Here is a 21,654-nt window from a genome sequence, read left to right as displayed (position 1 = left end):
AACCTCAATCAAAGTTTCTTTTCAACCTTCTCCGCTCCACCCTCATTCGAAGCCAGCGGCTTCGGTCCCTCTTTCGGGTAGAACGTATAGGATAGCGTGACCGTGTGAATGTCCTTCGACTCCACGGCCTTGGTAATTTCCGGATCGATGTAGAACACCACCGGCATTTCAAGCTTTTCGCCCGGCTTCAGGTCGGTCTCGTTGAAGCAGAAGCACTGGACCTTGTTGAAATAGGCCCCGGCTTCGCCCGGCGTGACGTTGAACACGGCCTGGCCGCGCTGGGTTTCGTTCGAGCGATTCTCGGCGATGAAATTCACCTGGATCGTCTCGCCGATGCGCGGATTGACTTCGCGCTGGACCGGCTTGAACTCCCAGAAGAGACCCGGAGCGACGTTGGCGTCGAAGGTGACGCGCATCTTGCGGTCGAGGATCTCGGTCGACGCCTGCTCGACGCGCTGCGTCGTGCCGTTGTAGCCGGTGATCTGGCAGAACATGCGATAGAGCGGAACGGCCGCGTAGCTCATCGCGCCCATGCCGACGACGAAGCTCAGGCACATGAAGACGACAGCGCCGTTGTTGCGGCCCGGCTTCTTCGGTGCGTTGGCGGTGTCGCTCATCGGCTCAGCCTCCATGTCCCAGGAATTTCACGATGGTGATCAGGTAGAACAGAACGCAGAGGCCGGCGAGAACGAGGCCGAGCGCCACGTTGCGGTTGCGGCGCGACTTGCGCTGCGCTTCGGTCAGCTTCACGGTTTCCATCAGATGATACCTCCTGCATGGAAGACCAGGATCGATGCCAGCCGGTCGAACATCAGCGCGGAGAAGATCGCGAAGAGATAGAAGATCGAGAAAGCGAAGAGCTTCTTGGCCGGGATCATCTTTTCATCGCCATCCGGCATGCGCCAGACGGCGATGGAACAGCTTATGAAGACGGTGCCGAGCAGCGTCGCGACAAGACCGTAGCCGAAGCTCGCAAAGCCGAGCAGCGACGGGATGACGCCGCAGATGGCGGTGAGCACCGCATAGGCGACGATCTGGTGCTTGGTGGTGCGCTCACCCGAGACGTTCGGGAGCATCGGGACGCCGACGGCTTCGTAATCGCGCATCTTGAAGAGCGCGAGAGCCCAGAAATGTGCGGGCGTCCAGAGGAAGATGATGAGGAACAGTACGGTGCTTTCGATGGTGACCGAGTTGGTCACGCAGGCCCAGCCGATCATCGGCGGGAAGGCACCGGCAGCGCCGCCAATGACGATGTTCTGCGGCGTCGAGCGCTTCAGCCACATCGTATAGACGATCGCGTAGAAGAAAATCGTGAAGGCAAGGATGCCGGCCGACAGCCAGTTGACGGCGAGGCCGAGGATCGTCACCGAGAAGCCCGAGAGCACCAGGCCGAAGGCCAGCGCTTCCTTGGGCTGAATGCGGCCCGCGGGGATCGGGCGCTGCGCCGTGCGGGTCATGACAGCGTCGATATCGGCGTCATACCACATGTTGAGCGCACCCGACGCGCCAGCGCCGACAGCAATGCAGAGGATCGAGATCAGGCCGAGAACGGGATTGATTTGACCCGGCGCCAGCACCAGGCCGGCAAAAGCCGTGAAGACCACGAGCGACATGACCCGCGGCTTCAGAAGCTCGAAATAATCGCGCGCGCCCGCTTCCGAAAGGCGGAGTTCGCCTTCCTCTGCAAGTGCCTCGTGATTGTCGATGACCGTCATTATTCCGTCCTGCTCGGCTCAAGCGCGCTGCGATCCTTCAGATCGGCTGGATGCGCTCTGGCCTCTTGTTTTTTCCGCATGCCCTACCGCGTCATGCGTTAAGGCCGGACGCCGCATCGGAATGCGGCGCCCGGAATTTGGAGCATCTTACTTGATGCGCGGGAGCTGTTCCCACTGGTGGTACGGCGGCGGCGAAGGCAGCTGCCATTCCAGGGTGGTTGCACCCTCACCCCACGGATTGTCGCCAGCGAGGCGCTTCTTGGCGAAGGCTTCGAAGACACCGTAGAGGAAGATCAGCACGGCGAATGCCGAGATGTAGGAGCCGATCGAGGAAACGTAGTTCCAGCCGGCAAATGCATCCGGATAGTCGATGTAACGGCGCGGCATGCCTGCGAGACCGAGGAAGTGCTGCGGGAAGAACACCAGGTTGACGCCGATGAACATGACCCAGAAGTGCAGCTTGCCGAGGAACTCGTTGTACATGTAGCCGCTCATCTTCGGGAACCAGTAGTACCAGGCAGCGAAGATGGCGAAGACGGCGCCGAGCGACAGAACGTAGTGGAAGTGAGCCACGACGTAGTAGGTGTCATGCAGCGAGCGGTCGAGACCGGCATTTGCCAGCTGAACGCCGGTGACGCCACCAACCGTGAACAGGAAGATGAAGCCGATCGCCCAGACCATCGGCGTGCGGAACTCGATCGAGCCGCCCCACATCGTTGCGATCCAGGAGAAGATCTTCACGCCCGTCGGAACGGCGATGACCATCGTCGCGAAGACGAAGTAGCGCTGTGCGTCGAGCGACAGGCCGACCGTGTACATGTGGTGGGCCCAGACGACGAAGCCGACGGCACCGATGGCTACCATGGCGTAGGCCATGCCGAGGTAACCGAAGATCGGCTTGCGCGAGAAGGTCGAGATGATGTGGCTGACGATGCCGAAGCCCGGCAGGATCAGGATGTACACTTCCGGGTGACCGAAGAACCAGAACAGGTGCTGGTAGAGGATCGGGTCACCGCCGCCTTCCGGCGCGAAGAAGGTCGTGCCGAAGTTGCGGTCGGTCAGCACCATGGTGATGGCGCCAGCCAGAACCGGCAGCGAGAGCAGTAGCAGGAAGGCCGTGATCAGAACAGCCCAGGCGAAGAGCGGCATCTTGTGCAGCGTCATGCCCGGTGCGCGCATGTTCAGGATCGTGGTGATGAAGTTGATCGCGCCGAGGATCGACGAGGCACCGGCGACGTGCAGCGAGAAGATCGCGAGGTCGACGGCCGGACCCGGCTGGCCCGCGGTTGCGAGCGGCGGATACATCGTCCAGCCACCGCCAGCGCCGTAAGCACCGGCCGGGCCTTCGACGAACATCGACAGCACGAGCAGCAGGAAGGCCGGAACGATCAGCCAGAAGGAGATGTTGTTCAGACGCGGGAACGCCATATCCGGGGCACCGATCATGATCGGAACCATCCAGTTGGCGAAGCCGCCGATCATCGCCGGCATGACCATGAAGAAGATCATGATGAGGGCGTGAGCGGTGGTGAAGACGTTGAACATGTGCTTGGCGCCGTCGATCGCGGCGTCGCCTTCGAAGCCGTAAACCATCGAGGCCAGACCGTGGAAGATCTGGATGCCAGGCTCCTGAAGCTCCATGCGCATGGCAACGGAGAGCGCGCCGCCGATGATGCCGGCGAAGATCGCGAAGATCAGGTAGAGCGTGCCGATGTCCTTGTGGTTCGTCGAAAAGAACCAGCGATTGACGAAGCTCGGCTTGTGCGAGTGATCGTGATGGTCGTCATGCGCATGTGCGTCATGGCCATGATGATCATGAGAATGATCGTGGGCGGAACCAGCCATTTTTCCGAGTCCCTTCTAGATTACTGAGCGTTTTCGGCGACATCGACGGTCTTTGCAGGACCATCGGTGGCAGCCATGAGAGCCTTGTAGGCCCCGGGAAGATCGGAAGCGGCAGCCGTGAGCCACTGCTTGTACTTGTCTTCGGAAACGACGCGGATCGCGATCGGCATGAACGCATGGTCCTTGCCGCAGAGCTCGGAACACTGGCCGTAGAACAGACCTTCGCGCTCGGTCTTGAACCAGGTTTCATTGAGGCGGCCCGGAACGGCGTCGATCTTGACGCCGAAGGACGGCATTGCGAAGGCGTGGATCACGTCCGTCGGGGCGGCGGTCACGAGAACGCGAACGACCTTGTTGACGGGCAGGATGATTTCGTTGTCGACGGCCAGCAGGCGCGGATAGGTCGCGAGATCCGTCTTGCCGGCAGCGGCACGATCCGGATCCTTCAGGAGGTAGGAATCGAAGGCCAGCGGATTGTCGCCGGTGCCTTCATATTCGTAGTTCCACTGCCACTGGGTGGCGGTCGCCTTCAGCGTCACATCCGGATTTTCGGGAAGCGTCAGCTGCGCGGTGAGCAGGTTGAACGACGGAACGGCGAGGAAGAGAAGAACCAGGACCGGCCCCACGGTCCAGATAACTTCGATGACGGTGTTATGGCTCGTCTTCGACGGCACCGGATTGGCGCTCGCACGGAACTTCCAGCAGACGACGATGAGCAGGACCAGAACGAAGAGCGTGATCGGTACGATGAACCACAGCGTATATTGTTCGAACCAGCGGATTTCCCGCATAATCGGCGTTGCCGCCGGCTGCAGCGTTGCCTGCCACGGCATCGGCTGATCGGCATATGTGCCGGAAGCAAAAAGCAGACAGACCAGCGCGGTCAGAGCTGCATAAGCCTTCTTAATCACCTTAGTATCTCCCTCGAGCGCTTGACCTGCCTTAAATCGAACGCAGAATCCTTGCCATCTTCAGCGCTTCAAACCACAGTTTGCAACTGACCGCAACAGGCCAGAGCGATTGTCTATGCGGCATTTTTGCCAGAAGCCGATTCACAAGCAGGCACAAAACATTACCGAATATTTGCACCATCATACGGAAAAGGCTTACGCGGGCCAATCCAAAGCTCCAACATTATTGCGGAAAGGTCCTATTTCTGCCGTAGTCCCCCGGTTTTCACGGGGCAGGTCTTTTCATTTCCGGTCACGGCCTTCAACAATACCGTCACCGATTCGAATTCCAGAGGTTTTCATGGGTTTCCGTTCCCTTGTGCGGTCGTTTGTTCTGACCACCACTCTTGCAGCAGCAGCGGCAGCCCCCGTTTTCGCCCAGCAGCCGGCAGCCCCTGCCCCGGCCCAGCCCGCTCCCTCGCAGCCGGCACCGGCCCAGCAGGCAGCGCCCGGCCAGAGCCAGCCGCGCAAGCGCCGGGCACGGTGAAGTCGAACCATGGCGCATGGTCCGTCGTCTGCGACAAGCCGGCCGGCGCTTCGGCCGAGCAATGCGCGCTGATGCAGAATGTCATCGCCGAGGACCGCCCTGAAGTCGGCCTCTCGGTCGTCGTTCTGAAGACCGCCGACCGCAAGTCGAAGATCCTGCGCGTGCTCGCCCCGCTCGGCGTGCTGCTGCCGAACGGCCTCGGCCTCAATGTCGACGGCAAGGATATCGGCCGCGCCTATTTCGTCCGCTGCTTTGCCGACGGCTGCTATGCCGAAGTCGTGCTCGAGGACGAACTCCTGAAGACCTTCCGCAGCGGCACCAGCGCCACCTTCATCGTCTTCCAGACGCCGGAAGAAGGCATCGGCATTCCCGTCGATCTGAAGGGCTTTGCCGAAGGCTACGACGCGCTTCCCTGATGTCGGCCCGATAGGGGCTTGCTCGAACTGCCCTGCGGTCCTACATCGGCTTTAAAGCATTCCTGCTTTGAAGCGGAGCATACCATCATGAATACCGATCTCCTGACGCTCTTCGATGCCGACGAAGCAACGATGCGCAAGCTCGTGGCCGAGGCGCTTTCCGGCTCCGACGACGGCGAGCTCTATATCGAGCATGCGCAGGCGGAATCGCTGATGTTCGACAATGGCCGCCTGAAGGGCGGCAGCTTCAATACCGAGCAAGGTTTTGGCCTGCGCGCCGTTGCCGGCGAAGCCGTCGGCTACGCCCATGCCGGCGACCTTTCGGTTTCGGCGCTAAAGCGCGCCGCTGATGCCGTCGGCGCCGTGACCCGCGGCTATTCCGGCAGCTATGCGGCGGCGCCCCAGGGCACCAACAAGAAGCTCTATACCGACGAGAACCCGATCGGCACGCCGACCTTCGAAGAGAAGGTGAAGATCCTCACCGATATCGACGCCTATCTGCGCAACAAGGACGACAAGGTGCGCCAGGTAACGGCCTCGGTCGCCGCAAGCTGGCAGGTGGTCGATATCCTGCGCGCCGACGGACACCGCGTCCGCGACATCCGGCCGATGACGCGCATCAACATCTCCGTCGTCGTCGGCGAAGGCGACCGGCAGGAGAGCGGCTCCTTCGGCCAGGGCGGCCGCATCGGCTTCGGCGACTTCATCACCGAGAGCAGCTGGCAGACCGGCGCCGACGAGGCGCTGCGCCAGGCGCTCGTCAATCTCGAAGCGATCGAGGCGCCGGCAGGCACGATGGATGTCGTGCTCGGCTCCGGCTGGCCGGGCGTCATGCTGCACGAGGCCGTCGGCCATGGCCTGGAAGGCGATTTCAACAGGAAAAAGACCTCGGCCTTTGCCGGCCTGCTCGGCCAGATGGTTGCCGCACCGGGCGTCACCGTCGTCGACGACGGCACGATCGACAGCCGCCGCGGCTCGATCACCATCGACGACGAAGGCACGCCTTCGGCCTATAACGTCTTGATCGAAAACGGCAAACTGGTCGGCTACATGCAGGACCGGCAGAATGCACGGCTGATGGGCATGGCGCCGACCGGCAACGGGCGCCGCCAGGGCTACTCGCATGTGCCGATGCCGCGCATGACCAACACCTACATGCTCGGCGGCGACAAGACGCCCGAGGAAATCATCGCGTCCGTCAAGAAGGGCGTCTATGCCGTCTCCTTCGGCGGCGGCCAGGTGGACATCACGTCGGGCAAGTTCGTGTTCGGCTGCACCGAGGCCTATCTGATCGAGAACGGCAAGATCGGCGCGCCGATCAAGGGCGCCATGCTGATCGGCAACGGTCCGGATGCGATGAAGCGCGTCTCGATGATCGGCAACGACATGAAGCTCGATACCGGCATCGGCAATTGCGGCAAGGGCGGCCAGTGGGTGCCCGTCGGCGTCGGCCAGCCGCATCTGCGCATGGACCAGGTAACAGTCGGCGGTACACAAGCCTGACGCGGCAGGAGGCGGCGATGAGCGACATTGAGATCAGGCCCTTTGACATCGCCGATATCGACGGCGTCTTCTCCGTCATTCTGCCGATCCAGCGCGATGAATTCGGCATCGCCATCACCGCCGACGACCAGCCCGATCTCGCCGTCATTCCGGATTTTTACCAGGCCCGCAAGGGCCAGTTCTGGGTGGCCGATCTCGACGGCACGATCGTCGGCACGCTCGGCCTGAAGGACATCGGCAACAACCAGACGGCACTGCGCAAGATGTTCGTGGCGGCCCATGTGCGCGGCCGCGAGCACAACGTCGCCGCCCGCCTGCTCGACGCGCTGTTCGCCCATGCCGAAGCCGAGGGGATCACCGACATCTTCCTCGGCACAACCGACAAATTCCTCGCCGCCCACCGCTTCTACGAAAAGAACGGCTTCAGCGAAATCAAGCGCGACGACCTACCGAGGTCTTTCCCGCTGATGGCGGTGGACAGCAAGTTCTACCGGCGGAAGGTCGGCTGATCTTGATTAAGGCCTGAACAGCCACTTGCGCTCGATCGCGGCTTCGAGATCGAGGCGGTTGTTGTGGGCGAAGAGGAGGATGTGGCCGAGGAGGTCGGCGGTTTCGTCGGCGAGGTCGCGGCTCATGTCGTCGGCGCTGCGGCCCTTGGCGCGGCCCCTGCCGGTCAGGCGGTTCCAGGCCTGGGTGAGTTCACCCATTTCTTCCTGCAGCTTCAGCAGAAACCAGTCGGGATCGCGCTCCATGCCGTTGGCTTCTGCGTAGATTTTTGAGGCGCGTTCGAACTTGTCGGCGAGGTCTTCAAGCATATTCGTTCTCCTTTCGTACGCATGCAGGAGAACCGTGATTCCTCGCTTATGTCCAGAGCAGACAGCGGCCGGGGACGGCCGCTGTCTGTGCCAGGGCTGCTGCTCAGTTGCGGAGCAGGCCGAGGCGGATCAGGCTTTCGGCGGAGGCGACGATCGCTTCCTCCTTCGGCCGCGGTGCCCAGCCAAGCAGGCGCTCGGCCTTCTCGCCTGAAGCGCTCATGTCGTAGTTCAGCAGCGGCACGACGCCCTTCAGCTGTTCGTTCGTTTCACCGGCGATGCGGACCTGTTCGTCCGGCCAGACCTGCGTCGAGACCTTTTCTGCAGCCTTGCCGAAGCGTTCACGCAGCAGTTCGGCAACTTCGATCATCCACATGCTCTTGCCGGAGGTCGCAAGGAAGCGTTCGCCCTTCGCCGCTGGATCGATCATGGCGCGCAGATGGAGATCGGCGACATCGCGAACGTCGACGCAGCAGGAATTGACGTTCAGGCAGCCCGGCTGCCCTTCCAGCATGTTGGAGATCAGGCGGATCGAGTGGGAAAAGTCAGCTCCCAGCGCCGGTCCATAGACGGCGACCGGATTGACCGATGCAAGCTCCAGCCCGTTGCCATCGCGGGCGATGAAATCCCAGGAGGCACGCTCCGAGAGGGTCTTGGATTTCTGATAGGGGGCGACGTCGCCGGTCAGGTCGCTCCAGTCGGTCTCGTCGAACGGGCGGCGGTGGCCGGGCTTGTGGCCGACGCCGATCGCGCCGAAGGCCGAGGTCAGCACGACACGCTTGACGCCGGCGTCGCGAGCGGCGCGCAGGACGCGGAGATTGCCGTCAACCGCCGGGCCGATCCAGTCTTCCTCGCGGGTCTGGTCGCCCGAAGGCGTCGGCGAGGCGCCGTGCATGACATAGGTGCAGCCGGCAGCAGCTTCCGCCCAGCCGGCATCGTCAGTCAGATTGGCAACGACGAAGGACAGCCGGTCGCCGGCCTCGACGCCGCCGGTTCTCAGATGCTCGCGCACCTCCCCTTCCCGCTCCAGCGAGCGGACGGTGGTGCGCACGCGGTATCCGGCATTCAGCAGCGCCAGCATGCAGTATTGCGCAATGAAGCCGGTGCCGCCGGTTACGAGAACGATTTCGTCTTTCATATCATACCTCAAGGAGTTTCACGGCAGCCGACATCGCCGCCGCTGATTGACATGACGTGAAAGTAGGTCGGGCATCTTGCACTGTGAATGCTTGAAAGTGCGCGTTACTTGCGCGACAGTACGAGAATGGCTGTCGATCCCTTTTCAGACGTTCTCACTCTCAGCAAGGCCGAAGCCGTCGTCACCGGCGGCTTCACAGCGGGCGGCCCGTGGTCGATCCGCTTTCCGGCGCGGGAGAAGATCAAGTTCTTCGCGGTGGTGAAGGGCAGTTGCTGGGTTCATCTCGAAGGCGCGCGGGAGCCGCTTCTGTTCGAGACCGGCGATGTCGGCCTGCTGGCAAAGCCGCGCGTCGCCGTTCTTTCCAGCGACCCCGGCCTCGAGCCCGTCGATGCGATGAGCCTGTTTTCCAATGTCGGGCGCAACGCTGTGGCCGTCGTCGGCGATGGCGGCGACTTCGGCTATATCGGCGGCCATGTGATGCTCGATCCGATCCGCGGCAAACTGCTGGCCGATATCCTGCCGCCGTGGATCCTGACGCGGGCGGCCTCCCCGCACGCGGCGGCGTTTCGATGGCTGCTGGACCGGCTGATCGAGGAGCGCACCAGCGGCCGGCCGGGATCGCAACTCGCCTCGTCGCAGCTGACGCAGCTGCTGTTCATCGAGATCCTGCGCTCGCATCTCGGCACTGCCAGGCTGATGCCGGCCGGCTGGCTGCGGGCGCTGGCCGAGCCGCGGATCGCGCCGGCTTTGCGCCTGATGCATGGAGATCCGGCCCGTTCATGGCATCTGGAGGAGCTCGCCAAGGCATGCGCGATGTCGCGGACGTCCTTCGCCTTCCATTTCAGAACCGTGGCGGGCGTTGCGCCGCTGACCTATCTCGCGACCTGGCGGATGCATCTCGCCGAACGCTCGCTTCGCGATGAACGGACGGCTGTGGCGACGGTGGCGCGCTCGCTCGGCTATACGTCCGAAAGCGCCTTCAGCAATGCCTTCAAGCGGGCGAACGGCAAGTCGCCGAGTGCCTATAGGGCATCCGTCTCAGGTCTGGACAAGACCGTGCCCGAACAAACGAATAACGCCGCCCCGGCAAGCGAGACGGCGTTCTGAGAATAGCCTTCAGGTCTGTCTGATCAGCCGTTGCCGCCAACCGTCATGCAGTCGTAGGAGCGCTTCTTCAGCGCGTCGCAGGCGGCTTCAGCAGCGTCCTTGCTGTTGAAGCCGGTGAAGCGGGCTCGGTAGACGGCGTTGGCGCCGGAGCCGACGGCCTGGGTGAAGGGCGAAGCGGATTTCAGGGCAGCGCCGCCTTCAGTCTTTGCCTGCGCAAGCAGCGCCTGGGCGGCTTCGGCGCTCGGAGCAGCCGAAATCTGGATCTGCCAGCCACCGGCGGAAGCCTGCAGGCTGCCGGCCTTGCCCATCTTCGTCAGCGGCGACGGACGATCGAGCGGAACGGCGGCTTCGTTATAACCAAGCGCAAACGGGATGGCTTCGGCATCGCCCTGGGCGCGCGGCGCATTCACCGGAACCGGAAGATCGCTGTCATCGGCAGCCGACGCCACTTCAACGGGGGCTGCCGGAACCGGGCGCTGTTTGCCGCCGATGCTGGCGACGAGGCCGCCGCCGCCAGAGGCGCGGTCGAGATATTTGTTGAGCAGCGCTTCCATCTTGGCGTCACGGGCGCGCGCCGTGCGGCCGCCGAGCACGACGCCGACGACGCGGCGGTCGCCATCGCGCACGGCGCTGACGAGGTTGAAGCCGGAGGCATTGGTATAGCCGGTCTTGATGCCGTCCATGCCTTCGTAGCGGTACATCAGATTGTTATGGCCGCGGATCTGCTTGCCGCGGAAGTTGAAGGAGGCGACCGAGAACATCCGGTACTCCCTCGGGAAATTCTTGATCAGCGCCACCCCAAGTGTCGACATGTCGCGCGCCGTCGTCACCTGGCGGCTGTCGGGCAGACCGGACGCATTGTAGAAGGTGGTGCGGCTCATGCCGAGCTGGCGGGCCTTCTGGGTCATCATCCGGGCGAAGTTGCTTTCCGAACCGCCGAGCTTTTCGCCCATGGCAGCCGCGGCATCATTGGCCGACTTGACGATCATGCCGTAGACGGCTTCGCGAACGGTGATCGTGCTGCCGGGTCTCACGCCAAGCTTGGTCGGCGGGCGGCTTGCCGCATATTTCGACATGACGATCTGGCTGTCCCAGCTGAGCTTGCCGCGATTGATCGCTTCGAAGGCCAGGTAGAGGGTCATCATCTTGGTCAGCGATGCCGGGTGGTTCAGGGTATCGGCATTTTCCGAAGCGAGAACCTTGCCGGTGCGGGCATCGAGGATGAACGACGCGCTGCCGGCCATAGCCGCGACGGGCGCCGACACGGCGAGCGTCACGCTCAACAAAGCAGCCAACAACCTCTTCATGGATTTCCCCTCTAGGTGCCACGCATGCGCGGCATTGCCAAAATATGTCCCGTTCTGTGACAGAGCCTGCACATTCGCGCGACTTTGAGGCAACGGACACTGGTTTTCTGAGTTTTTTCCACCCGTGGTGAAGGAAACGTAAAGATTTCAGTCGGAAAAGCAATCTTCAACAAGGTTTAACACCAGAATTGGTAGGATCCGCACCTTTCACGGAGCTGACATGCAGGGGTTGTGGAAAAAACGGGCCAAGAAAGCTGCGATCACCGCCGGCCTCGAGGCGGCGCATCTGATTTCGGCCGCACGGCTGATGCGCGGCGCGCGTGGCCGCGGCGCGATCTTTACCCTGCATCATGTCCGCCCTTACGAAGCGCATGACTTCGAGCCGAATGCGCATCTCGAGATCACACCCGAATTCCTGGATGCTGCGCTGACGAGACTGAAGCAGGACGGCTACGAGTTCGTGGCGCTCGCCGATGTCCCTGCCCTGCTCTCAGGCCCCGCCCGCGAAGCGCCGTTTGCCGCATTCACGCTCGACGACGGCTACCGCAACAACCTCGTGCATGCCTATCCGATCTTCGAGAAACACGAGGCTCCCTTCACGATCTTCGTCGCCAAGGGTTTGACCGAGCGGACGCATACGATCTGGTGGGAAACGCTGACACTGCTGCTGCGCCGCACCGACCGGCTGCACTTCGACTTCGGCCGTGGCGAGGAGGTTCTGGAGACCGATACGCCCGCCGAACAATACGCGGCATTCGCGAGATTTGCGGCCTTTCTCCACATGAGCGACGAGGAGAAGGCGGTGCGCTCGCTTGACGTGCTTGCGCGGCGCTACGACATCGCTCCGGGCGAGCTGGTCGAGGATCTGGTGATGAGCGAGGCCGAGCTCAATCTCATCGAGGCGAGCCCGCTCGCAGCGCTCGGCGCCCATACGATCAGCCACCGCGCACTGGCACGGCTCAGCGAGGCCGAAGCACGCGAAGAGATGTTGCGGTCGGCGGAACACGTAAAGGTGATCACCGGCAAGACGCCCGCGACGATCGCCTTTCCCTATGGCACCCGCGAAGCCGCGACACTGCGCGAAGCGGCAATCGCGGCCGAGCTCGGCTTTACGGCTGCGGTGACGACGCAGCCCGGCGTGATCCGGCCCGGCATGGCGGGCGGGACGACCTATCTTCCGCGGCTCTCGCTCAACGGCCTCTACCAGAAGCCGCGCTATGTCTCTGCGCTGGCTTCAGGCATTCCGTTGAAACTGATGGGAAAATAACAGGTTACGGGTACATCCGTACCTTGTCCCAATCGGCTTCCGGCGTCTCGCGGCGGAACTCGACGCGGTCGTGCAGGCGGAAGTTCTGATCTTTCCAGAACTCGATCGAAACAGGCTTGATGCGGAAGCCGGACCAATAGGCCGGGCGCGGAATTTCGCCGATGGCATAGCGCGCCGTGTACTCGGCGACGGACTTCTCCAGCGCGAAACGGCTCTCCAGCGGACGCGACTGCTTCGATGCCCAGGCGCCGATGCGGCTGCCGCGCGCACGCGATTGGAAATAGACGTCGGCTTCCTCGTCGGTTACCACCTCCACCGGACCACGCAGACGCACCTGGCGGCGCAGCGTCTTCCAATGGAAACACATGGCGGCCTTCTTCTGCCCCAAGATTTCGCGACCTTTCTGGCTCTCAAAATTGGTGTAGAAGACAAAGCCTGCTGTATCGAATCCCTTCAGGAGAACCATGCGGACATTGGGAAGACCAGCTTCGTCGACGGTTGCCAATGCCACGGCATTGGGGTCGTTGACCTCCGAAGCCTCGGCTTCCTTCAGCCATTCCGCGAAAAGCTTGAATGGTTCGCCGCGTTGGGTAAAGTCACCGCTTGTTAACTCATTTGCCGACATATTAGCTCAAATGCCCCGGGGTTTTAGGTTGAATGCCCAGCTGGTAGCGACTGGACAGGACACAGGGTGGAAGTCATAGCAAAGTCAACTCACCATACAAAGGGGCTCCTGCGACGCAGCAGCTCTCTGATTCTGATCGGGGTGGCGACGCTGTCGCTCTCCGGCTGCATGACGGGTGGTTTTGACTTCCTGAGCGAATCCAAGGTCGACCGGTCCGTTGCGACCGGCACCGTGCCGCAGAACCCGCCGAGCACCGATACGCTTTCCGATGAAATGACCGTGCGCAATGCCGTGACGTCTGCCGATGTCGGCCGGATCGGCGCGCAGCCGCTTGCCTGGGCAAACGCCTCCACCGGCAGCGCCGGCGTCATCGACACGATCGTCGAGAACAATGAATCCGGCCAGGTCTGCCGGCAGTTCCGCACCACCCGCCATTCCTATGACGGCATTGCCAAGTTCATGGGCAAAACCTGCCTCGTCGGCGGCGGCAACTGGCAGCTTCTGAGCTTCCAGCCCGAGAGCTGATCCGTTTTCCACACATATGCTTAATACCGGCGCCTGCGGCATTGCGATGCTTAGCAGAACGATAACCATTTGCCGCAAAAGCCGCCGAGCGCCCGGCGAAAATAACAAGTGATTAGCAACTCTCCCGCACGATCCAGCCCATAAGCGCGAGGTCCGGTTGAACCGGATGGCGCGCAAAGAGTTGATATTGGGCTTCGGCTGCCAGAAGGGACGGCAGCCGCACGGACACCGGCGGATTACTATGCGCGATCCATATAAGGTATTGGGCGTCCAGAAGGACGCAGGGGCAGACGAGATCAAGGCAGCATGGCGCCATATGGCGAAGGCCGTGCATCCCGATCACAATCAGGGCGACCCGAATGCAACGGCACGTTTTGCCGAGATCGGCCGCGCCTACGAGACCCTCAAGGACCCGAAGAAACGCAGCCTCTTCGACACCGCGGCCCGCATGGCCGAGGCGAAGATGGGCGGCGGCGAGACCATCATGCAGCAGCGCCAGGCGGCCCGCGAGGCAGCAGCCCGCGCCAAGGCAGCGCAGGAAAATGCCGAACGGGTGATGGAAGAGCTCGCCCGCGCCAACGCCCAGAAGGCGGCGAAGGCAGCGGCCGAGGAAGCCGCCAAGCAGAAGGCATCAAACACGGCAGGCGCAGAGAGCGCCGAAGAGGTTGTCGACCGCATTTTCGGCACGCAGACCAAGGCTGCGGGCGGTACCGCCGGCAATGCCGGTCAGGCGCAATCGCAGGCACAGGGACAAGCTCAGGCCCAGGCAAAGGCCAAGCCGGCAGAGGCCGAGACCGCCAAGACCGAAACGGACGCGCCGAAGACCGACGCTGACGCCATCGACCCGAATGCTGCGGCTTCGGCCGGCATCCTCCAGCCGTTCAGCATCCTGAATGCGCTGGTGCGCCGGTTCACCGGCACCGCCCCTGCCCCGGAAAAGGCGCCCGATCAGTTCGCTCAGGCGACCGTGACGATCGACGACCTGATGAAGGGCAGCCGCATCATCGTGCCGCTCGGCGAAGGACAGGAAGCAAGCTTTACGCTTTCGCCGGGAACGACCGAGGGCCAGCAGATCCGCCTCAAGGGCCAGGGCCTGAAGCTGCCGAACATGCAGCGCGGCGATGCCGTGATCGGCATCCATATCGCGGCCGATCATCGCTTCACCGTGCACGGCTTCGACCTGCACACGGTTCTGCCCGTGACGATCGAGAATGCCGTGCTCGGCACCGAGGCCGAGATCGAAGGACCGGGCGGCCGGCTGAAGGTCACCGTTCCGGCCTGGTCCGGTTCCGACAAGACCATCCGGATCGAAGGTCAGGGACTGCCCGACGTCAACAGCGGGCGGGGCGATCTGGTGGTCGAACTGCGCATCATGCTGTGGGAAAAACCCGACGATAAGGTCACGGATTTGATGCGCAGCATGCGCGAAGGTCTTTTCCTGTGAAATTTTCGTGACATGCGCACCCTTTGTTACGCTCCCTAACAGTTGATGATTGCTCCCAATCTTGAACCGATTAACGGCCTATGCCATAGGCAATTTCCAATTGGTTCATTAGGGGGCAAAATATGGCTCAAGCAACAGGCCTCATGTCAGGCAAGCGCGGCGTCATCATGGGCGTCGCGAACAATCGCTCGATCGCGTGGGGCATTGCGAAGGCCATTCATGCACAGGGCGGCGAAATTGCCTTTACATATCAGGGCGAGGCGCTGAAAAAGCGCGTCGAGCCGCTGGCTGCCGAACTCGGCGGCGTTCTGGCCGGCCACTGTGACGTCTCCGACGAAGCAACGATCGACGAAGTTTTCGCCAATGTCGAAAAGATGTGGGGCAAGATCGATTTCGTCGTTCACGCCATCGGCTTCTCCGACAAGGACGAGCTGACCGGCCGCTACGTCGACACCTCGGCCGACAACTTCGCCAAGACGATGAACATCTCCGTCTTCTCGTTCACCTCGGTCGCTCGCCGCGCCGAGAAGCTGATGACGGACGGCGGCTCGCTTCTCACGCTAACCTATTACGGCGCCGAGAAGGTCATGCCGAACTACAACGTCATGGGCGTTGCCAAGGCTGCTCTCGAAGCCAGTGTCAAGTATCTGGCCGTCGATCTCGGACCGAAGAACATTCGCGTCAATGCGATCTCTGCAGGCCCGATCAAGACGCTTGCAGCATCCGGCATCGGCGACTTCCGCTACATCCTTAAGTGGAACGAGTACAACGCTCCGCTGCGCCGTACCGTGACCATCGAAGAGGTCGGCGACGTCGGTCTCTACATGCTGTCCGACCTGTCGCGTTCGGTTACCGGCGAAGTCCATCACGCCGACAGCGGCTACCATGTCATCGGCATGAAGGCTGTGGACGCGCCGGATATTTCCGTTATCAAGGACTGAGCGAACTCCAAGAAGCGGAATATGCCGTGCTTATCTATGTGGTCCGACACGGCCAGACCGACTGGAATGCCGAACGCCGCCTTCAGGGCCAGAAAGACATTCCGCTGAACGCCATCGGCCGCGAACAGGCGCGGCTGAACGGCATCGATCTCGCTGAGATCCTAAAGGTCGAAGGCATTGCCTTCGACTTTGTCGCCAGCCCCCTGACCCGCACCCGCCAGACGATGGAAATCGTGCGCACTGCCATGGGGATCGACCCCAGGGGCTACCGTACCGACGAGCGTCTCGTCGAGGTTTCCTTCGGCGATTGGGAAGGCTTCACGCTCAAGGAACTGAAGGTGACGCAGCGCGACCGGGTCAGCGAGCGCAACCTCAACAAATGGGATTTCATCCCGCCGGGCGACGACGCGGAGAGCTACGAGATCATGTCGTGGCGCAGCGCATCCTGGCTGAATTCCGTTGACAAACCAACGGTTTGCGTGACGCACGGCGGCGTCATCCGCAGTCTCTTCAAGATGATTGGCGATGTTCCCAAGCACGAGGCCGCTGAGGGAGAAATCTGGCAGGACCGGATCTTGAAGATCGATACTGCCGAGCGGCTGATCGGCTGGATCTGAACCGGCTTACTGAACGATATCGAGATCGTTGATGACGCGCTTGCCGTCGACTTCGGTATAGAAGATCACGACCTTCACGCCGGCCTTCAAGCCATCGAAATTGAACTCTTCAGGCGCCTGGTAGGTCTTGCCGTCATCGAGCGTCAGGCTGAGATTGGCGGTATCGACCTTCTTGATCGTCGCCTCGACATCCGCGCTCTCAGCAAAACCGCTGATCGGCGACAGGAAACTTGCGGTGGCCAACAGCGTGGCAACAAAAAAACGCATCGCGGCAACCCTCTTCACACTCGACGCTAAAATCTTATCAAACACAGATAATCCCCTGAATATGGCAAAAATTGCCCGGAAGAATGGCTTTCACCGCCCAATTGATGAATAGCATTTTAACAATAATCAAGAGGCGCCGTTAACCATCCACTCTGTCTTGTTTCGGCACCCGAAATATAGAAGGCCGGGCAATCGTAAATTAACAAGTTCCCCCTACAGTTGCTTTTAAACAAAGGGGAACTTGTTTTGCTTATCGGGCTGGGCGGCCACAGGCAATTGCGGCGAATTTTCAAGAATACCTGGCTTTCGCTGCTGGTCTCCGGCTTCGTCGCCTTCATGGTCGTCGCTGTCGGCATCACTCTTGATCGCGCCAATACTGCCGCCCATCTGCGCGAACTGCAGATCCGCACCGAAAACGAGACTAACCTGATCCGTGCCCGCATGGCAGCGCAGATCAACATGGACATTACTATCGTCCGTGACCTCTCCAACATGATTTCACTGAGCGCGCGCACCAATGACGAGGAAATGGAGCGGCAGATCAACTGGCTGCTGATCCAGAATCCGCATTTCCTCAATGTCGCCGTCGCCCCCAATTTCATCGTCAGCAACGTCTATCCGCCACAATCCGACAAGGACAGGATCGGCAAGGATGTGCGCGAGGCGCTGTCGACCATGCAGTCGGTCGGGCGCAATACCGGCGACCAGCAGGCGCGGTTCTACGGCCCGATCAAGACCGCCGAGGGCAAGGATGCCTTTGCGATCTTCTTCCCGATCTTCGTCAAGGAAAACGGCCAGCGGAAGATCTGGGGCGCCGTCGAGGTCACCATCGACCGCGACATGTTCTACGAGAACACCGGCCTGAAGCCGGCGCGCAACAGCGAGAACCAGGAGCGCTACCCGCATCTCGATCACCTGTCGATCGCGGTGCGCGATCTCGGCACGGCTGCTGCCGATACCGCCCTGCCCTTCTTCGGCAATACCGATGTCTTTGACAAACAGCCGCTGCGCCGCAAGATCGCCTTTGCCGGCGGCCGCTGGGAACTCTCGGCTGTGCCGACCACCGGCTGGAACGAGGCGCCGGCGAACCAGTCGCAGCTGCGCGTCATCATCATCACCGCGGGATGCGTCATCATCATCCCGATCTTCTTCGCCACGCTGCTGCTCGGCGAGCGCAACCGCAACATCTCGCAGCTCGAACGCCGCGAAGCAAAGCTTCTGGAGCTCTCGCAGCGCCTGAACCTGGCGCTCGATTCGTCCAACATCGGCATCTGGGAGCTCGAAGAAGGGGGCCACAGCCTCTATTGGGACGGGCGCGCCTCCGCGCTACACGGCGAAGCGGCAGGCGAAGGCAGCCATCCGCTGGAAAACTGGTTCTCGCGGATCGCTCCCGACGACCGCCACATTGCCGAGATGCACTTCTTCAACTGCAGCGTTGCCGGGGCTTCCTGCACCGCGCAGTACCGCATCCTTCTCGATGACGGCACGGTCCGCTACCTGCGCTCCGTCGGCTCCTTCTATACCGATGCTGGTGGCGTCGGCCGCACGATCGGCATCGTCGCCGACGTGACAACGGATGCGGAAGCGGCCGAAACGCTGCGCCACGCCAAAGATGTCAGCGACATCAAGAATGCCGAGCTGGAGCTGGCACTGGACGAAATCTCGCGGCGCGAGGCACAGCTGACCGAAATCTCCGGCAAGCTCGATCTGGCGCTCGACGCCTATCAGTGCGGCATCTGGGACGCGACCTGCGGTGAGCAGGGCTCGCTCTGGGACGAGCGCATGCACGAGCTCTACGGCCTGCCGGCGCAGTACGGCTTCGTTCCCGAAGAACTCTGGCTTTCGCGCGTGCATCCTGACGACCGGGCGGCAGCCGTCGAGAGCGCGCGCTACTTCAAGCAGCCGGGCGACACCCATACGCTGATCTGCCGGGTTCCCTGCGACGATGGCAGCGTCCGCTACGTGCGCTCGACCGGCAAGGTGCACCAGACGCCGTCTGGCACCACGAAAATCATCGGCGTCGCCTTCGACGTGACGGAAGATTCGCTGCTGACCGCGGAACTGAAGGCAGCCAAAGACGAGGCGGTCGCCAAGAATATCGAGCTCGAACTCGCCAAGAACCGCATCGAGCACAATTCGCTGCATGATCCGCTGACCGGCCTCGCCAACCGCCGCAAGATCGACATCGCGCTCGAGAGCCTTACGGTCGATGCCCGCTCGCAGCGCCAGAAATTTGCGATCCTGCATATCGACCTCGACCGCTTCAAGGAAATCAACGACACGCTCGGCCATGCGGCGGGTGATGCGATGCTGGTCCATGCATCGAAGGTTCTGTCGAAGAACGTGCGCGGCAGCGACCTCGTGGCGCGTATCGGCGGCGACGAGTTCGTGATCCTGGCGCATGACGTCAGCGACGTCGATATGGCGGAGCTTGCCGGACGCGTCATCGAGGAGATGCGCCAGCCGATCGATTTTCAGGGCTTCTCCTGCCGCTGCGGCGTCTCGATCGGCATTGCACTGGCGAACGGCATCCATGTCGATGCGCGCAAGGTGCTGATCAATGCCGATATCGCGCTCTATCGCGCCAAGAGCATGGGCCGGAACCGCTACGAGTTCTTCAACCAGAACCTCCAGGCCGATATCATCAACAACAAGCGCACCGCCGACGAGATACTCGCCGGTATCGAGAACAACGAGTTTACCGCCTGGTACCAGCCGCAGTTCTGCGCCCGCACGATGAAGCTCGCCGGTGTGGAAGCGCTGGTGCGCTGGCACCACCCGACCCGCGGCGTGCTGACGCCCGACAAGTTCCTGCGCATCGCCGACGAGATCAACGTGGTCCAGACGCTCGACAGCATCGTTCTGGAAACGGCGCTGAAGGACAAGATGCGCTGGACGGCCCATGGCCTCATCGTGCCGCAGGTCTCGGTCAACGTCTCGGCGCGGCGCCTGCATGACGGCAGCCTGTTCGAGTCGCTCAGCCACCTGCATATCCGCCCGGGCGAACTCTCCTTCGAACTGGTGGAATCGATCTTCCTCGACGAAAGCGAAGACGTCGCCGCCCAGAACCTCGACCGCATCAAGGCGCTCGGCATCGATATCGAGATCGACGATTTCGGCACCGGCCACACTTCGATCGTCTCGCTCCTGAAGCTGAAACCGAAGCGGCTGAAGATCGACCGGCAGCTGGTGCAGCCGATCCTGCATTCCTCGCAGGAGCGCACGCTGGTGCGCTCGATCATCGACATTGCCCGCTCGCTCGGCGTCGAGACCGTGGCCGAAGGCGTCGAGAGCCTCGACCATGCCGACATGCTGCGCGATCTCGGCTGCGACATGCTGCAGGGCTATGCCTTCTCGCGCCCCCTCTCCTTCGACGACTTCACGCAGGCAGCGCTCGGCACCGCGTGGCGTCTCGCCTCCTGAGCCCATCGTTTCCAAATTGCGGAAACATCATTCTCAGATCCGGCCGCATTTCGGCAAAGAAAGGCGTTTGCCCCTTGGGCTTTTTGGCCTATGAGTGACCCCGAATTCTAAAGGTTGGCGCTGCCGGCAACGGTCCGTGCGGCGCGCATTGGTCGGTACCACATGTCGCATAATACATTCGGTCATCTTTTCCGCGTCACGACCTGGGGCGAAAGCCATGGGCCGGCTCTCGGCTGCGTCGTCGACGGCACGCCGCCCGGCCTGCGCTTCAAGCTCGAGGACATCCAGGTCTGGCTCGACAAGCGCAAGCCCGGCCAGTCGCGTTTCGTCACCCAGCGCCGCGAGGCCGATCTGGTGAAGGTGCTCTCCGGCGTGATGCTGGACGAGGACGGCGAGACGATGATCTCCACGGGCACGCCGATCTCGATGCTGATCGAGAATACCGACCAGCGCTCCAAGGACTACGGCGAGATCGCGCGCCAGTATCGGCCGGGCCATGCCGACTATACCTATGACGTGAAATACGGCATCCGCGACTATCGCGGCGGCGGGCGCTCTTCGGCGCGCGAGACCGCGGCCCGCGTTGCCGCCGGCGGCATCGCCCGTCTCGTCGTCCCTGACATGAAAGTGCGCGCCGCGCTGATCCAGATCGGCAAGCACAAGATCAACCGCCAGAACTGGGATTGGGATCAGGTCGATCAGAACCCGTTCTTTGCGCCTGATGCGGCGATCGTGCCTGTCTGGGAAGAATATCTCGACGGCATCCGCAAGAACGGCTCCTCCGTCGGCGCCGTCGTCGAAGTGGTTGCCGAGAATGTACCGGCAGGCTTGGGTGCGCCGATCTACGCCAAGCTCGACCAGGATATCGCCTCGCTGCTGATGTCGATCAACGCCGTCAAGGGTGTCGAGATCGGCAACGGCTTCGGTGCGGCGGAAATCACCGGCGAAGAGAATGCCGACGAGATGCGGATGGGCAATGACGGCAAGCCGCTGTTCCTGTCGAACCATGCCGGCGGTATCCTGGGCGGCATTTCCACCGGCCAGCCGGTCATCGCCCGCTTCGCCATCAAGCCGACCTCGTCGATCCTGACCGAGCGCCAGTCGATCGATGCCGACGGCAAGAATGTCGATGTGCGCACCAAGGGCCGTCACGACCCCTGCGTCGGCATCCGCGCCGTGCCGATCGGCGAGGCGATGGTTGCATGCGCCATTGCCGATCACTATCTCCGCGACCGCGGCCAGACCGGCCGGTTGAAATAGGAATT

General features: G+C 62.1%; 20 protein-coding genes and 1 pseudogene. 11 read left to right on the top strand and 10 right to left on the bottom strand.

The genetic code is table 11. The features are described from left to right. Positions 1 to 8: 8 nt before the first annotated feature. From ABIE40_RS04080 to coxB, 5 genes are all read right to left on the bottom strand, one after another. Entirely contained in the window at positions 9 to 617 is a 609-nt protein-coding gene (locus tag ABIE40_RS04080) for a cytochrome c oxidase assembly protein (protein WP_112714332.1), read from the bottom strand. Positions 618 to 621: 4 nt separating this feature from the next. Next, the gene (locus ABIE40_RS04075) at positions 622 to 759 is read right to left on the bottom strand and encodes a cytochrome c oxidase system small membrane protein (RefSeq protein WP_165402624.1); all 138 of its coding nucleotides are present in this window, start codon (positions 757 to 759) and stop codon (positions 622 to 624) included. After that, entirely contained in the window at positions 759 to 1,715 is a 957-nt protein-coding gene (locus ABIE40_RS04070; protein ID WP_112712875.1) for a heme o synthase, read from the bottom strand. Before ABIE40_RS04070 ends, ABIE40_RS04075 begins: the two co-directional genes overlap by 1 nt. Positions 1,716 to 1,862: 147 nt before the next feature. Continuing rightward, positions 1,863 to 3,560 carry a cytochrome c oxidase subunit I gene (ctaD, locus tag ABIE40_RS04065; protein ID WP_112712877.1) on the bottom strand — a complete coding sequence of 566 codons (1,698 nt, stop codon included), beginning with the start codon at positions 3,558 to 3,560 and terminating at the stop codon, positions 1,863 to 1,865. A 20-nt stretch (positions 3,561 to 3,580) separates the two neighbouring features. Continuing rightward, positions 3,581 to 4,471 (bottom strand): cytochrome c oxidase subunit II, encoded by an 891-nt coding sequence (gene coxB, locus ABIE40_RS04060; RefSeq protein ID WP_112712879.1) that lies wholly within the window; start codon positions 4,469 to 4,471, stop codon positions 3,581 to 3,583. 340 nt (positions 4,472 to 4,811) lie between these two features. Here coxB and ABIE40_RS04055 point away from each other — a divergent pair. From ABIE40_RS04055 to ABIE40_RS04045, 3 genes and pseudogenes are all read left to right on the top strand, one after another. Continuing rightward, positions 4,812 to 5,413: pseudogene (locus ABIE40_RS04055) on the top strand (invasion associated locus B family protein). A gap of 87 nt (positions 5,414 to 5,500) precedes the next feature. Next, complete coding sequence (gene tldD, locus ABIE40_RS04050; RefSeq protein ID WP_199626324.1) at positions 5,501 to 6,916, top strand: metalloprotease TldD; 1,416 nt, start codon at positions 5,501 to 5,503, stop codon at positions 6,914 to 6,916. A gap of 17 nt (positions 6,917 to 6,933) precedes the next feature. Then, positions 6,934 to 7,425: a GNAT family N-acetyltransferase gene (locus ABIE40_RS04045; RefSeq protein WP_130278917.1), complete on the top strand. Its 492-nt coding sequence runs from the start codon at positions 6,934 to 6,936 to the stop codon at positions 7,423 to 7,425. Between the two features lie 6 nt (positions 7,426 to 7,431). Here the strand turns inward: ABIE40_RS04045 and ABIE40_RS04040 are convergent, their stop codons facing one another. After that, positions 7,432 to 7,731, bottom strand: a complete 300-nt coding sequence (locus tag ABIE40_RS04040) for a nucleoside triphosphate pyrophosphohydrolase family protein (RefSeq protein WP_199626318.1) — start codon at positions 7,729 to 7,731, stop codon at positions 7,432 to 7,434. Between the two features lie 103 nt (positions 7,732 to 7,834). After that, a complete protein-coding gene (locus ABIE40_RS04035) occupies positions 7,835 to 8,866 on the bottom strand; it encodes an SDR family oxidoreductase (protein ID WP_112712919.1) in 1,032 nt (343 codons plus the stop codon). Positions 8,867 to 8,992: 126 nt separating this feature from the next. On the opposite strand from ABIE40_RS04035, the gene ABIE40_RS04030 reads away from it, so the two are divergent. Beyond that, positions 8,993 to 9,973 (top strand): AraC family transcriptional regulator, encoded by a 981-nt coding sequence (locus ABIE40_RS04030; protein ID WP_199626316.1) that lies wholly within the window; start codon positions 8,993 to 8,995, stop codon positions 9,971 to 9,973. A 23-nt stretch (positions 9,974 to 9,996) separates the two neighbouring features. Here ABIE40_RS04030 and ABIE40_RS04025 read toward each other — a convergent pair whose 3' ends face one another. Further along, positions 9,997 to 11,280: a serine hydrolase gene (locus tag ABIE40_RS04025; protein WP_199626315.1), complete on the bottom strand. Its 1,284-nt coding sequence runs from the start codon at positions 11,278 to 11,280 to the stop codon at positions 9,997 to 9,999. Positions 11,281 to 11,500: 220 nt separating this feature from the next. On the opposite strand from ABIE40_RS04025, the gene ABIE40_RS04020 reads away from it, so the two are divergent. Continuing rightward, positions 11,501 to 12,547: a polysaccharide deacetylase family protein gene (locus tag ABIE40_RS04020; protein WP_199626313.1), complete on the top strand. Its 1,047-nt coding sequence runs from the start codon at positions 11,501 to 11,503 to the stop codon at positions 12,545 to 12,547. A gap of 4 nt (positions 12,548 to 12,551) precedes the next feature. On the opposite strand, the gene pdxH is transcribed toward ABIE40_RS04020, so the two are convergent. Continuing rightward, positions 12,552 to 13,172, bottom strand: coding sequence for a pyridoxamine 5'-phosphate oxidase (pdxH, locus tag ABIE40_RS04015; protein WP_112712927.1), 621 nt, complete (start codon positions 13,170 to 13,172; stop codon positions 12,552 to 12,554). Positions 13,173 to 13,238: 66 nt separating this feature from the next. Here pdxH and ABIE40_RS04010 point away from each other — a divergent pair, with 66 nt between their 5' ends. The 4 genes from ABIE40_RS04010 (at position 13,239) to ABIE40_RS03995 (ending at position 16,699) form a co-directional block, all read left to right on the top strand. Then, positions 13,239 to 13,697, top strand: coding sequence for an RT0821/Lpp0805 family surface protein (locus ABIE40_RS04010; RefSeq protein WP_130278922.1), 459 nt, complete (start codon positions 13,239 to 13,241; stop codon positions 13,695 to 13,697). 241 nt (positions 13,698 to 13,938) lie between these two features. Next, the gene (locus tag ABIE40_RS04005) at positions 13,939 to 15,141 is read left to right on the top strand and encodes a J domain-containing protein (RefSeq protein WP_199626307.1); all 1,203 of its coding nucleotides are present in this window, start codon (positions 13,939 to 13,941) and stop codon (positions 15,139 to 15,141) included. A gap of 122 nt (positions 15,142 to 15,263) precedes the next feature. Next, positions 15,264 to 16,082, top strand: a complete 819-nt coding sequence (gene fabI / locus ABIE40_RS04000) for an enoyl-ACP reductase FabI (RefSeq protein ID WP_130278924.1) — start codon at positions 15,264 to 15,266, stop codon at positions 16,080 to 16,082. Between the two features lie 26 nt (positions 16,083 to 16,108). After that, positions 16,109 to 16,699 carry a histidine phosphatase family protein gene (locus ABIE40_RS03995; protein ID WP_199626305.1) on the top strand — a complete coding sequence of 197 codons (591 nt, stop codon included), beginning with the start codon at positions 16,109 to 16,111 and terminating at the stop codon, positions 16,697 to 16,699. Positions 16,700 to 16,705: 6 nt separating this feature from the next. Here the strand turns inward: ABIE40_RS03995 and ABIE40_RS03990 are convergent, their stop codons facing one another. Next, positions 16,706 to 16,966 carry a DUF1344 domain-containing protein gene (locus tag ABIE40_RS03990; RefSeq protein ID WP_112386465.1) on the bottom strand — a complete coding sequence of 87 codons (261 nt, stop codon included), beginning with the start codon at positions 16,964 to 16,966 and terminating at the stop codon, positions 16,706 to 16,708. A 276-nt stretch (positions 16,967 to 17,242) separates the two neighbouring features. Here ABIE40_RS03990 and ABIE40_RS03985 point away from each other — a divergent pair, with 276 nt between their 5' ends. Continuing rightward, positions 17,243 to 20,389 carry a bifunctional diguanylate cyclase/phosphodiesterase gene (locus ABIE40_RS03985; RefSeq protein ID WP_502944799.1) on the top strand — a complete coding sequence of 1,049 codons (3,147 nt, stop codon included), beginning with the start codon at positions 17,243 to 17,245 and terminating at the stop codon, positions 20,387 to 20,389. A gap of 162 nt (positions 20,390 to 20,551) precedes the next feature. After that, on the top strand, positions 20,552 to 21,649 hold the full coding sequence (gene aroC, locus ABIE40_RS03980) for a chorismate synthase (protein ID WP_199626303.1): 1,098 nt from the start codon (positions 20,552 to 20,554) through the stop codon (positions 21,647 to 21,649). Positions 21,650 to 21,654 lie beyond the last annotated feature (5 nt).

This window comes from Rhizobium sp. OAE497, assembly GCF_040546565.1.
Lineage (GTDB): Bacteria > Pseudomonadota > Alphaproteobacteria > Rhizobiales > Rhizobiaceae > Rhizobium.
Note: the sequence above shows the minus strand (reverse complement) of the source record. Positions and strands in the feature narration are given on the sequence as shown.